Here is a 12074-nt window from a genome sequence, read left to right as displayed (position 1 = left end):
TCCCGCACGGCCGTCACATCCGGGGCCGCGCACTAGCCTGGACCTCGATGAGCACCGCCGCCCTCTCCCGCATCGCGCTGTACTACCGGTTCACCCCGCTCGCCGACCCCGAGGCGGTGCGGCTGTGGCAGCGCGCGCTCGCGGCGTCCCTCGGCCTGACCGGCCGGATCATCGTGTCGCCGCAGGGGATCAACGGGACCGTCGGCGGACCGGTCGACGCGGTCAAGCGCTACGTGCGCGGCACGCGGGAGCATCCGGCGTTCCGGGACCTCGAGGTGAAGTGGTCGGGCGGCTCGGCGGCGGACTTCCCCCGCCTCTCCGTCAAGGTCAAGCCCGAGCTCGTCGCGTTCGGGGCCCCCGAGCGCATCACCGTGGACGCGGACGGCGTCGTCGGCACGGGGGAGCGGCTCACCCCCGCCCAGGTGGACGCGCTCGTCGCCGAGCGGGCCGGCACCGCGAACCCCGTGCGCTTCCTCGACGGCCGCAACACGGTGGAGGCGGCCATCGGCCGCTTCGACGGGGCCGTGGTCCCGGACGCGCACACCACCCGCGACCTGCTCGCCGCCGTCGACTCCGGGGCCCTGGACCACGTCAAGGACGCGCCGCTGATCACCTACTGCACGGGCGGCGTGCGCTGCGAGGTCCTCTCGGCCCTGCTCAAGGACCGCGGCTTCGCCGAGGTCTACCAGCTCGACGGCGGCATCGTCCGCTACGGCGAGGCCCGTGGCGACGCCGGACTGTGGCGGGGCGAGCTGGCCGTGTTCGACCGGCGCCTGTCCACCCGCTTCACCGCCGACGCCGAGACCATCGGCCGGTGCGTCGCGTGCGAGGCACCGACCTCGGCGCTGCGCAACTGCGCCGACCCGGCCTGCACCACGCTCGAGGTCCGCTGTGCGGCCTGCGCCGCCGACGACCCCGAGCACCGCTGTCCTGTCTGCGCCCACCGCCCCCACCCCGCTGAGAGGACCGAGGCATGAGTCCCGTCCCGACACCCCCGTCGCCCCCCGCCCCGCGGCTGACCCCGGCCACGGCCGTGGCCCTCGCCGCGGATCTGGCGGCCCTGCCGTTCACCACCGCCGCCGTCGAGGGGCTGCTCGGACCCGTGGCCACGCTCGCCCTGGACCGCGAGCACGCCGAGGCCGCCCGCCGCGTCGTCGCCGGTCACCTGGCGGGCCCCGGCCGGCCCGACGACGCAGCCGGCCCCGGCGACCGGTATGGCACGCGGGGCCTCGCCGCCGCCGTCGGGGCCTGGCTGCTCGGCGACCCCGTCCCCGCCGCCGACCTCGACGCCGCGCTGCCCCGCCTCGGCCTGGCCGGGGCCGTGGCGGCCGGGCTCGTCGTCGAGGGGCCGGACGGGCGCGTGCGCGGCGCGGTGGACCTCTCGCCGTACGAGGCGGACGAGCCGGGCCGGATGTGGATCGCCTCGGACCTGACGGCCCTGCAGCGGCGCGGCCCGCTGCCTCCCGAGCACGTGCTCGGCGTCGGCCGGGCCTCCCTCACGCTCGCCGGCGCCACGCAGCGCCGTCCCGTGGCCCGCGCCCTCGACGTGGGGGTGGGCTGCGGGATCCAGACCCTGCACCTGCTCGCCCACGCCGACCATGTCACCGCCACGGACCTGTCCGAGCGGGCCCTGGCATTCACCCGGTTCAACCTGCTGCTCAACGCGGACGTGCTCGGCCTCGACCGGGACCGGCTCGAGGACCGGGTCCGGCTGGCGGCCGGCGATCTGCTGGCGCCGGTGACGGGGGAGCGGTTCGACCTCGTGGTCTCGAACCCGCCGTTCGTGATCACCCCGCGCACGGACCCGGACGCGCCCATGCTGACCTACCGCGACGGCGGCCGCGAAGGCGACCGGATCGTCGCGGAGCTGATCGCGGCCCTGCCGGACGTGCTCGCCGAGGGCGGCACCGCGCAGCTGCTCGCCAACTGGGAGATCCCGGCGGGGGACACCGCCGACGCCGACACCGCACCGTGGGACGCGCGCCCGCGCTCGTGGGTGGCGCCGGGGATGCAGGCCTGGTTCCTCCAGCGCGACCGGCAGGACCCCGCGGGCTACGCGGAGACATGGCTGCAGGACTCCTCGCTCGAGCTCGACCCGCCCGCCTATGAGGCCGCCTACCGCGGCTACCTGGACGACTTCGCCGCGCGCGGGGTCGCGGGCGTGGGCTTCGGCCACGTGTGGCTGCGTCGGCCCGCCGCGGACGGCTCCCAGGGCCGGGGGTGGGTGGTCGCCGAGGAGCTGACCCAGCCCGTGGACGAGGCCCTCGGCACCGCGTGGGCCGCCGCCGTCGCCCGCCGGGACCGGCTCACCGCCGGCGCCGGGGCGGGGGACGCCGTCGGGGACCCGGCCCTGGCCGCGCTGCGCGGCCTGCACCTGCGCGTGGCCGCGGACGTCACGGAGGAGCGCCACCAGCGGTTCGGGGCGGAGCACCCCGAGGTGATCCTGGCCCGGCAGGGCTCCGGGTTCCGGCGCGTGGCGCGCCTGGACACCGCGACGGCGGGCGTGCTGTCCGCCTCCGACGGCGAGCTGTCCGTGGGGCAGCTGGTGGGCGCGGTCGCCGCGCTGCTGGAGCTGGACGACGTCGGGCGGGCCGGCCTGCTGGCCGCGCTGCGGGAGCTGTACGAGGACGGGTTCCTGGTGGAGGGCTGACGATCGGGCGGTGGCGGGCGCGGGGACGCCGGGCGTTATCGTGGGCACCGCGCCCCCTACGATGTGGGGACGTCCGCCCGACGCCGGCGTGCACCGCGCACCGGCCCGGAACCACCGCCTTCCCCGTCCGAGGAGGACCCCCTTGTCCACGTCATCCGCTTCCGTGACCGCTCCCGTGCCCGAGGGCAAGAAGCTGGTCATCGTGGAGTCCCCGGCCAAGAGCAAGTCCATCGCGAAGTACCTCAACGCGGTGGGCTCCGGCTGGGTGGTGGACTCCTCCGTGGGGCACATCCGCGACCTGCCCAAGCCCTCGGACCTGCCGGCGGACATGAAGAAGGGCCCGTTCGGGAAGTTCGCCGTGGACACGGAGCACGGCTTCACCCCGTACTACGTGGTGCACCCGGACAAGAAGAAGAAGGTCGCGGAGCTCAAGCGCGAGCTCAAGGACGCCGAGGCCCTCTACCTCGCCACGGATGCGGACCGGGAGGGCGAGGCCATCGCCTGGCACCTGCTGGACACCCTCAAGCCCACGGTGCCGGTGTACCGGATGACCTTCGGGGAGATCACCCAGGAGGGCGTGCGCCGAGGCCTGGAGAACATCCGCGAGCTGGACACGGCCCTCGTGGACGCCCAGGAGACGCGCCGCATCCTCGACCGCCTGTTCGGCTACGAGCTCTCGCCGGTGCTGTGGCGCAAGGTCTCCCGCGGGCTCTCGGCGGGCCGCGTGCAGTCGGTGGCCACCCGCCTCGTCGTCGAGCGCGAGCGGGAGCGCATGGCCTTCGTCTCCGCCCACTACTGGGGCGTGGAGGGCACCTTCACGGTGGCCGAGGGCGCGCAGGCCGCGGACGCCGTGGGCAGCTCGTTCACGGCCCGCCTCAGCACGGTGGACGGCGAGCGCGTGGCCACGGGCCGCGACTTCGACGACGCCGGGCGGCTCAAGGCCTCCGCCGGCAAGAAGGTGACCCACCTGGACGAGGCCGGCGCCCGCTCGCTGGCCGAGGGTCTGCGCGGGGCGGACTTCACGGTCGACTCGGTGGAGGACAAGCCGTACACCCGCCGCCCGGCCGCCCCCTTCACCACCTCCACGCTGCAACAGGAGGCCGCCCGCAAGCTCCGCATGAGCTCCCGCGTCTCCATGCAGGTGGCCCAGCGCCTGTACGAGAACGGCTACATCACGTACATGCGCACGGACTCGGTGAACCTCTCGCAGGAAGCCGTGCAGGCCGCCCGGCGCCAGGCCACCGAGCTCTACGGGGCGGACGCCGTGCCGGCCCAGCCGCGCGTCTACGCCAAGCGCAACGAGACCGCGCAGGAGGCCCACGAGGCCATCCGGCCCGCGGGGGACTCCTTCCGGACCCCGGCCCAGGTCAAGGCCGAGCTGCGCCCGGACGAGTTCCGCCTGTACGAGCTGATCTGGAAGCGCACCGTGGCCTCGCAGATGGCCGATGCCAAGGGCTACACCGCCACGCTGCGGCTCTCGGCCACCGCGCAGGACGGCCGCCTCGCGCAGTTCAGCGCCTCGGGCACCGTCATCACGTTCAAGGGCTTCCTCGACGCGTACGAGGAGGGCCGGGACGCCGAGGTCGACGGCGAGAACGCGGAGGCCAAGGACCGCCGCCTGCCGCAGGTGGCCCAGGGCGAGCGCCTCACCGGTGACCCGATCGAGGCCACCGGGCACGAGACCTCCCCGCCGGCCCGCTACACCGAGGCGTCGATCGTCGCCGAGCTGGAGCGCCGCGAGATCGGGCGGCCCTCCACGTACGCCCCGACGATCTCCACGATCATGGACCGCGGTTACGTGTCCAAGCGCGGCACCGCGCTCGTCCCGTCGTGGACCGCGTTCGCGGTGATCGGACTGCTCGAGGACTACTTCGCGAAGTACGTGGACTACGACTTCACGGCCCGCATGGAGGACGACCTCGACCGGATCGCCGCGGGCGAGCTCGGCCGCGAGGCCTGGCTGCAGACCTTCTACTTCGGGGCCCCCGCCGCGGAGACGGAGAAGGGCGTCGAGGGCCTCAAGCACGTGGTGGACAACCTCGGCGAGATCGACGCGCGAGCCGTGAACTCGCTGCCGATCACCGAGGACATCACCCTGCGGGTGGGCCAGTACGGCCCGTACCTGGAGCGGTCGCTGCCGGCCGACGCGGAGGCGGGCGCCACCCCGCCGCGCGCCAACGTCCCCGAGGACCTGGCCCCGGACGAGCTCACCCCGGCCAAGGCCGAGGAGCTGTTCGCCACCGCCCAGCCCTCCGAGCGCGAGCTCGGCACGGACCCGGAGACGGGCCGGACCGTCGTCGCCAGGGACGGGCGCTACGGGCCCTACGTCACCGAGGTCATCCCGGAGATGACCGAGGAGGAGCTGCAGGCCTGGCTCGACGCCCAGCCCACCGAGTACTACAAGAACGGCAAGCCCAAGCCGAAGAAGAAGCCGGCCAAGGAGAAGCCCCGCACCGGCTCCCTCTTCACGAGCATGTCCGTGGACACCGTGACCCTCGAGCAGGCGCTGCAGCTGATGTCCCTGCCGCGCGTCGTGGGCGCGGACGCCGAGGGCGAGGTCATCACCGCCCAGAACGGCCGCTTCGGGCCCTACCTGAAGAAGGGCTCGGACTCGCGCTCGCTCGAGTCCGAGGACCAGATCTTCAGCATCACGCAGGAGCAGGCCCTCGAGATCTACGCCCAGCCGAAGCAGCGTGGCCGCGGGGCCGCCAAGCCGCCGCTGGCCGAGTTCGGCGAGGACCCGGTCTCCGGCAAGAAGGTCACCGTGAAGGAGGGCCGCTTCGGCCCGTACGTCACGGACGGGGTCACCAACATCACCGTCCCGCGCGGCCGTCAGCCCGAGGAGCTCACGGCGGAGGAGGCCTACCAGCTGCTCGCGGACAAGCGTGCCAAGGGCCCGGCCACCCGCGGCGGTGCCAAGAAGCCGGCGGCCCGCAAGGCCCCGGCCAAGAAGACCACCGCGCGGAAGAAGGCCTGAGCGCCATGCGCCTCGGCGTCCTGGACATCGGGTCCAACACCGTCCACCTGCTGCTCGTGGACGCCCACCCGGGGGCCCGCCCCGTCGCCTACGCGGAGCACAAGCGCTCCCTTCCGCTGATCCGCTACCAGGACGCCGACGGGGCGATCACGGAGGAGGGACAGCGGGAGCTCGTGGACTTCGTCCGTGAGGCCGCCGCGTTCGCGGAGGAGCATCGGGCGGAGGACATGATCTCGTTCTGCACCTCGGCGATCCGCGAGTCCGCGAACGGCGCCGCCGTGCTGGCCCGCGTGCAGGCCGAGACCGGTGTGCACCTCTCCGAGCTCACGGGGGACCAGGAGTCGGCCATGACGTACTTCGCCGTGCGCCGCTGGCAGGGCTGGGGCGCCGGCTCCATCCTGAACTTCGACATCGGCGGCGGCTCCTTCGAGATCGCCTACGGCCAGGACGAGCTGCCCTCGCACGCCCTGTCCCTGCCGCTGGGCGCCGGCCGCCTCACCCGCGACTGGGTGCTCGAGGACCCGCCCAGCCCCAAGGCGGTGAAGAAGCTCCGCAAGCACGTGGAGAAGCGACTCGAGGAGGCGTATACGGCCTTCCCGCGCATCGAGTCGCCCGTGGTGGTCACCGCCACCTCGAAGACGTTCCGCTCCCTCGCCCGGATCACCGGGGCGGCGCCGTCGGCGGCGGGCCCCTTCGTGAAGCGGCACCTGCGCGCGGACGACCTGCACCTGTGGGTGAACCGCCTCGCGGCGATGACCGTCGCGGAGCGGGCGGAGCTGCCCGGCGTCTCGGACGTGCGCGCGCACCAGGTGTTCGCGGGGGCGATCGTCGCGCTGACGGCCATGCGCACGTTCGGCATCGCCCAGCTCGAGATCTGCCCGTGGGCGCTGCGCGAGGGCCTGATCCTCAACCGCCTCGACGCGCTCATGCTCGAGGGCCACCTCACCCGGGACGGCCGGCCCGGCGTCGGCCACGTGAACCTCAACCCGGACACCCTCCTGCCGGGACTGAGCCTGGGGGTGCGCTGACCATGGCGGACTCCACCGCGCACCTGGCCCCCGCGGCGCGCTTCGGAGCGGACATCCCCGTGACCCTGTCCTCCTCGTCCGTGTTCCCCCTGGGCACCCAGGACGTGTTCGCCACCGCCGAGGACCTCGGCTACGACGGCGTGGAGGTCATGGTCACGCACAACGCGTGGAGCCAGGACGCGCGGCGGCTGACGCGGCTGTCCGAGCGGCACGGGATGCCCATCGACTCCATCCACGCGCCCACCCTGCTGTTCACGCAGCAGGTCTGGGGCTCCGCGTGGTCCAAGATCCGCCGCTCCGTGGAGCTGGCGCAGGCCGTGGGCGCGGCCACCGTGGTGGCCCATCCGCCGTTCCGCTGGCAGGGCACGTACGCGGTGCGCTTCGCCGAGGGCATCCACGAGCTCATGGCGGAGACCGGCGTCGTGATCGCCGTGGAGAACATGTACCCGTGGCGGGCCTACGGCCGCGAGGCCAAGATGTACCTGCCGCACTGGAACCCGCTGCCCGAGCCGTACGAGCACATCTGCTGGGACTTCTCCCACGCGGCCATCGCGCGGGCGGACTCCCTGGCGGCCGTCCGCGAGCTCGGCCCGCGGCTGCGGCACGTCCACCTCACCGACGGCAACGACTCCGGCAAGGACGACCACCTGGCCCCCGGCGAGGGCACGCAGCGCGTGGCCGAGACCCTGCGCCACCTGGCGACCGCGGGCCTGGCCGGCACGGTGTGCGTGGAGGTGGGCACGCGCGGCGTGGAGTACGCGGGCCAGCGGGAGGAGATGCTCGCCGCCTCGCTCGCCTTCGCGCGCGATCACCTGGCCGCCGGCGGGACCGACCACCACCACGACGACGCCCCGCGCCCGACCACGAAGGAGACGGACCGACCATGAAGCTGACCATCCTGGGCCTGGGCACCATGACCGGCGCGATCCTCGCCGGAGCCCTCGACGCCGGCGCCGTGCGCGCCGAGGACGTCACCGCCACCACCCGCTCCGCCGCGTCCGCCGAGAAGGCCGCCGCGCAGCACGGCGTCACCGTGACCTCCCAGGAGCGGGACGAACGCGCCAACCATGCCGCGGTCGCCGAGGCGGACATCGTCCTGGTGGGCGTGAAGCCGAAGGACATGGTCGCCACCCTCACGGACCTGGCGCCGTCGCTGCGCCCCGAGACCGTGGTGGTGTCCGTGGCAGCCGGCGTCACCTCCGCCACCATGGCCGCCGTGCTGCCGGCGGGGCAGCCGATCGTGCGGACCATGCCGAACACGCCCCTGACGGTGGGCTCCGGCGTCGTCGGCATGGCCCCCGGGCCGGGCGTCACCGAGGAGCAGACCACCGCCGTGCGCGCTCTCTTCGAGGGCTCCGGCCTGGTGGTCCCGGTGGCCGAGGAGCAGCTCTCCGCCGTGGTGGCCACCGCCGGCTCCGCCCCGGCCTACGTGTTCCTGCTGGCCGAGCTGATCGCCGCCCACGGTGCGGAGATGGGACTGGACGCCGCCGCCGCCGAGGCCATGGCCGCGGCCACCGTCAAGGGCGCGGGCATCATGCTCCAGCAGGAGGGGGCCAGGGCCGAGGCTCTGCGCAAGGCCGTGATGAGCCCGAACGGCACCACCGAGAAGGCCGTGGAGGCGTTCCTGGACGGCGGCATGGGCGACCTCGTGAACCGTGCCATGGACGCGGCCGCGCAGCGCGACAAGGAAATGGCCGAGGAGTTCGGGGCCTGACGGCTCCGGCGTGCCTCAGGGCCGGGCCGCGAACCGGTCGATGAGGTCCGTGTGCCCGGAGACGATGAGGGTGTCGCGCGGGCCCACCCGGGTGTCCGGCTGGGCGTAGGTGAAGTCCTCGCCCGGGGTCTTCACACCCACCACGGTCACGCCGTACTTGGATCGCACGTGGGACTCGGCGAGCGTGAAGCCCACGCACTCGGCCGGCGGGTACATCTTCACGATCGCGAAGTCGTCGTCGAACTCGATGAAGTCGAGCATGCGCCCGTTCACGAGGTGGGCGGCGCGCACACCGGCGTCGTGCTCCGGGAAGATCACGTGGTTCGCCCCGATCCGCTTGAGGATCGTGCCGTGCGCCTCGCTGATCGCCTTCACCCAGATGTGGGGGATCTCCAGGTCCACGAGGTTCACGGTGATGAGCACCGATGCCTCGATGGAGGTGCCTACGCCGACCACCGCCGTCGCGAAGTCCTGCGCGCCGAGCTGGCGCAGGGCCTCGGAGTCGGTGGCGTCCGCCTCCACCACGTGGGTGAGCGAGGGGGCGAAGCGCTGCACGAGGACGGGGTCCCGCTCGACGGCGAGCACCTCGCGGCCCTGCGCGACGAGCTCCTCCGCCGTGGCGGCGCCGAAGCGGCCCAGCCCCACGACGAGCACGGGGGCGTTGGGATCGGTGCGCTGCGGGGCGTCAGCCAATGATCGGCCTCTCGACGGGGTAGCGGTAGAGCACGCGCCGCTGGCGCAGGGCCAGGGCGGCGGCGAACGTGATCGTACCAACGCGGCCCGCGAACATCATGGCCGTCAGGACGTACTTGCCGGCCGGTGGGCTCTCCGCGGAGACGCCCACGGAGAGCCCGCACGTGCCGAACGCGGAGATCACCTCGAACAGGGGCCGCTGGAGGGACTCGTCGGTGATGTGCACCAGCGCCAGAGTGGCCACGAGCACGAGGGTGGCACCGAGGGCGAGCACCGCGATGGCCACGCGCAGGGACTCGGGGGCGATCGTGCGGCCGTGCGCCGTCACCTCGCGGTCGCCGCGCGCCTCCGCCACGATCGCGAGGAACATGATCGCCAGCGTGGTCACCTTGATGCCGCCCGCGGTGGAGGCGGACCCACCGCCCACGAACATCAGCGCGTCCATGAGCAGCAGGGACTCGGGCCGGTGCGCGTTCGTGTCGTCGATCGCGAAGCCGCCGGAGCGGGTCATCACGGAACCGAAGAGCGAGTGTCCGACCCGCTGCCAGAAGCCCATGCCGGCCTGGGTCGCCGGGTTGCCCGCCTCGAAGAAGAAGAGGGCGACGGCGCCGAGCACCAGCAGGGCCAGCGTCACCTCGACCGTGAGCTTGGTGTGCAGGTTCCACTCCCGGAATCGCCACCCCTTCTCCAGCAGCACCATGACCACGGGGAAGCCGAGCGCACCCAGGAACACGCCGACGCCGAGCACCGTGATGATCACCGGGTCGTGCATGATCTCCGGCAGGCCGTCCACGTGGAGGGTGAACCCGGCGTTGTTGAAGGCGCTGACCGAGTAGAAGACCCCGTGCCACAGGCCGGTGAGCCACGAGCCGGAGATGGCCGCGAACCGCGGCACGAGGAAGAACGCCAGCGCGGCCTCGGCGGTCAGCACCGTCACGACGACGACGCGCAGCAGCCGGCCGACCTCGCCGAGATTCCCGGAGGTCATGCCCGCCTGCTGCGTCGCCAGCTTCGACCTCAGACCCAGATGCCGGGAGACGGCCAGCGTGAGCAGCGAGGCCATCGAGAGGATGCCCAGGCCGCCGATCTGGATGGCCACGAGGATGATCACCTGGCCCGCGGGGGACCAGTGCACGGCCGTGTTGACGGTGGTCAGACCGGTCACGGAGAAGGCGGAGACCGCGGTGAACATGGCGTCGTGCAGGGGGGTGGCGTGGCCGTCCGCCGCGGCCCACGGCAGGGCGAGGAGCCCGGTGAACACCAGGGCCATGAGGGCGAAGGCGGAGAGGGCGGCGCGGGCCGGGGAGCCGCCCACCACCGAGCTGACGGCGCGGCCCGAGCGCCGCAGCACCGTGCGCGGGCCGGTCGAGGACTCCAGCGTGGAGGCCTGGCCGGGCCGGGGGAGGCCGCCGGGCCGACGCAGCCCGCCGTGGCGGCGGGCGTGCGGGGTCGGACGGGGACCTGCCACGGGGCACCTCCTGCACGCGGGACGGGGAACGGACCGGCTCCCAGTATCGCGCGCCCCCGTGGCCCGCGCGTCACGCGCGCGAGACATCCGAGGCGATCGTCGCCACGGTGCCGCCCGGAGCCCTAGGCTGGACCGTGATGAGCACCACGTCCACCCCTCCCGCTCCCACCCCCGCCGCTGTGGTGTGGGACTCCAGCCTGCTCCGCTACCGGTTCAGCGCGGAGCACCCGATGGCGCCCCTGCGGCTGGACCTGACGCACCGGCTCGTGGAGGCGTTCGGCCTGCTGGACGCTCCCCACGTGCGGATCGTGGAGCCGCCCGTGGCCACGGACGAGCAGCTCGCCCTCGTCCACGACCCCGAGTACGTCGCCGCCGTGCGCCGGGCCGCGGAGACGTCGTCGGCCGAGGACGGCCGCTTCGGCCTGGGCACCGAGGACTGTCCGGTGTTCCCGGACCTGCACGAGTCCGCCGCCCGGATCGCGGGCGGCTCCCTCGCGGCGGCCGAGGCCATCTGGTCCGGCGAGGTGGACCGCGCCGTGAACTTCGCCGGCGGCATGCACCACGCCGCCCGGTCCTCGGCGTCCGGGTTCTGCATCTACAACGACTGCGCCGTGGCCATCCAGCGCCTGCTGGACCTCGGCGCGGAGCGCGTGGCCTACGTCGACGTGGACGCGCACCACGGCGACGGCACGCAGTCGATCTTCTACGACGACCCCCGCGTGCTCACCATCTCCCTGCACGAGACGGGCATCAGCCTGTTCCCGGGCACGGGCTTCGCCAACGAGATCGGCGGCTCGGCCGCGCAGGGCACCGCGGTGAACGTCGCGCTGCCCCCGCGCACCGGTGACGCCGGCTTCCTGCGCACCGCCCACGCCGTGGTCCCGCCCCTGCTGCAGGCGTTCGCCCCGGACGTGCTGGTCAGCCAGCACGGCTGCGACGGCCACCTCACGGATCCGCTCGCCGACCTGCGGCTGAGCGTGGACGGCCAGCGCCAGCTCGCGTTCGACGTCGGCGACTGGGCCGACCGGTTCGCGCACGGCCGGTGGCTGGCCACCGGGGGCGGCGGCTACAACCCGCTGCGGGTGGTGCCGCGCGCGTGGACCCACCTGACCGCCGCCGTCCTGCAGACCCCGATCCCCGTGAGGAGCGAGATCCCCGCCGCCTGGATCGAGCACGTCCGGGCCCTCACCGCGGACGAGCTGACCGGGGACATGACCGTGCACGAGGGGGACGACGCCGAGCGGATCCCCACCGTGATGGGCGAGGACGCGGACGTGTGGTGGCGCTCGTGGGAGGTGGGCTACGACCCGGCCGACCCGGTGGATCAGTCGATCATGGCCACGCGCCGCGAGGTGTTCCCGCTGCACGGGCTGGACCCCTGGTTCGACTGAGCCGGTCCCCGTCCCGGTTCGACCGGGGCCCGTGCGGCCGGTATTGTGGCCGAGAACGTTTCCAGGCGTTCCACATCCGGTGGAATGCGGGTCGGCGTGTCCGGCGCCCCGGATGCCTGCGGTCCCACGACCGCCGACCCTCGCCCCGATTCA

Annotated in this window: 9 protein-coding genes; 7 read left to right on the top strand and 2 right to left on the bottom strand. The window is 73.7% G+C overall.

The window, feature by feature from the left end; genetic code table 11:
• Positions 1-47: 47 nt before the first annotated feature.
• The 6 genes from AUV08_RS04300 (at position 48) to proC (ending at position 8369) form a co-directional block, all read left to right on the top strand.
• Positions 48-977 (top strand): rhodanese-related sulfurtransferase, encoded by a 930-nt coding sequence (locus AUV08_RS04300; RefSeq protein ID WP_061867166.1) that lies wholly within the window; start codon positions 48-50, stop codon positions 975-977.
• Complete coding sequence (locus AUV08_RS04295) at positions 974-2650, top strand: methyltransferase (protein ID WP_061867165.1); 1677 nt, start codon at positions 974-976, stop codon at positions 2648-2650. Before AUV08_RS04300 ends, AUV08_RS04295 begins: the two co-directional genes overlap by 4 nt.
• 142 nt (positions 2651-2792) lie before the next feature.
• Complete coding sequence (topA, locus tag AUV08_RS04290) at positions 2793-5627, top strand: type I DNA topoisomerase (RefSeq protein WP_061867164.1); 2835 nt, start codon at positions 2793-2795, stop codon at positions 5625-5627.
• A gap of 5 nt (positions 5628-5632) precedes the next feature.
• On the top strand, positions 5633-6655 hold the full coding sequence (locus tag AUV08_RS04285; RefSeq protein WP_036341216.1) for an exopolyphosphatase: 1023 nt from the start codon (positions 5633-5635) through the stop codon (positions 6653-6655).
• Positions 6656-6657: 2 nt separating this feature from the next.
• Positions 6658-7542, top strand: a complete 885-nt coding sequence (locus AUV08_RS04280; RefSeq protein WP_061867163.1) for a sugar phosphate isomerase/epimerase — start codon at positions 6658-6660, stop codon at positions 7540-7542.
• On the top strand, positions 7539-8369 hold the full coding sequence (gene proC / locus AUV08_RS04275) for a pyrroline-5-carboxylate reductase (RefSeq protein ID WP_041104022.1): 831 nt from the start codon (positions 7539-7541) through the stop codon (positions 8367-8369). Before AUV08_RS04280 ends, proC begins: the two co-directional genes overlap by 4 nt.
• A 15-nt stretch (positions 8370-8384) precedes the next feature.
• Here proC and AUV08_RS04270 read toward each other — a convergent pair whose 3' ends face one another.
• Both AUV08_RS04270 and AUV08_RS04265 read right to left on the bottom strand, forming a co-directional pair.
• On the bottom strand, positions 8385-9062 hold the full coding sequence (locus AUV08_RS04270) for a TrkA family potassium uptake protein (protein ID WP_049147925.1): 678 nt from the start codon (positions 9060-9062) through the stop codon (positions 8385-8387).
• Positions 9055-10530: a TrkH family potassium uptake protein gene (locus tag AUV08_RS04265; RefSeq protein ID WP_061867162.1), complete on the bottom strand. Its 1476-nt coding sequence runs from the start codon at positions 10528-10530 to the stop codon at positions 9055-9057. Before AUV08_RS04265 ends, AUV08_RS04270 begins: the two co-directional genes overlap by 8 nt.
• A gap of 137 nt (positions 10531-10667) precedes the next feature.
• Here AUV08_RS04265 and AUV08_RS04260 point away from each other — a divergent pair, with 137 nt between their 5' ends.
• On the top strand, positions 10668-11921 hold the full coding sequence (locus AUV08_RS04260) for an acetoin utilization protein AcuC (RefSeq protein WP_061867161.1): 1254 nt from the start codon (positions 10668-10670) through the stop codon (positions 11919-11921).
• The last annotated feature ends 153 nt before the right edge of the window (positions 11922-12074 follow it).

The sequence above is a fragment of the Micrococcus sp. CH7 genome (assembly GCF_001595485.1).
GTDB classification, from domain to species: Bacteria; Actinomycetota; Actinomycetes; order Actinomycetales; family Micrococcaceae; genus Micrococcus; species Micrococcus luteus.
This window is presented reverse-complemented; position numbering and strand designations above follow the sequence as displayed.

Bases quoted from the DNA above. Each gene is read 5' to 3' on its own strand.
- proC (WP_041104022.1), top strand. From the start codon at position 7,539: ATGAAGCTGACCATCCTGGGCCTGGGCACCATGACCGGCGCGATCCTC.
- AUV08_RS04280 (WP_061867163.1), top strand. From the start codon at position 6,658: ATGGCGGACTCCACCGCGCACCTGGCCCCCGCGGCGCGCTTCGGAGCG.
- AUV08_RS04300 (WP_061867166.1), top strand. From the start codon at position 48: ATGAGCACCGCCGCCCTCTCCCGCATCGCGCTGTACTACCGGTTCACC.
- AUV08_RS04295 (WP_061867165.1), top strand. From the start codon at position 974: ATGAGTCCCGTCCCGACACCCCCGTCGCCCCCCGCCCCGCGGCTGACC.
- AUV08_RS04285 (WP_036341216.1), top strand. From the start codon at position 5,633: ATGCGCCTCGGCGTCCTGGACATCGGGTCCAACACCGTCCACCTGCTG.
- AUV08_RS04260 (WP_061867161.1), top strand. From the start codon at position 10,668: ATGAGCACCACGTCCACCCCTCCCGCTCCCACCCCCGCCGCTGTGGTG.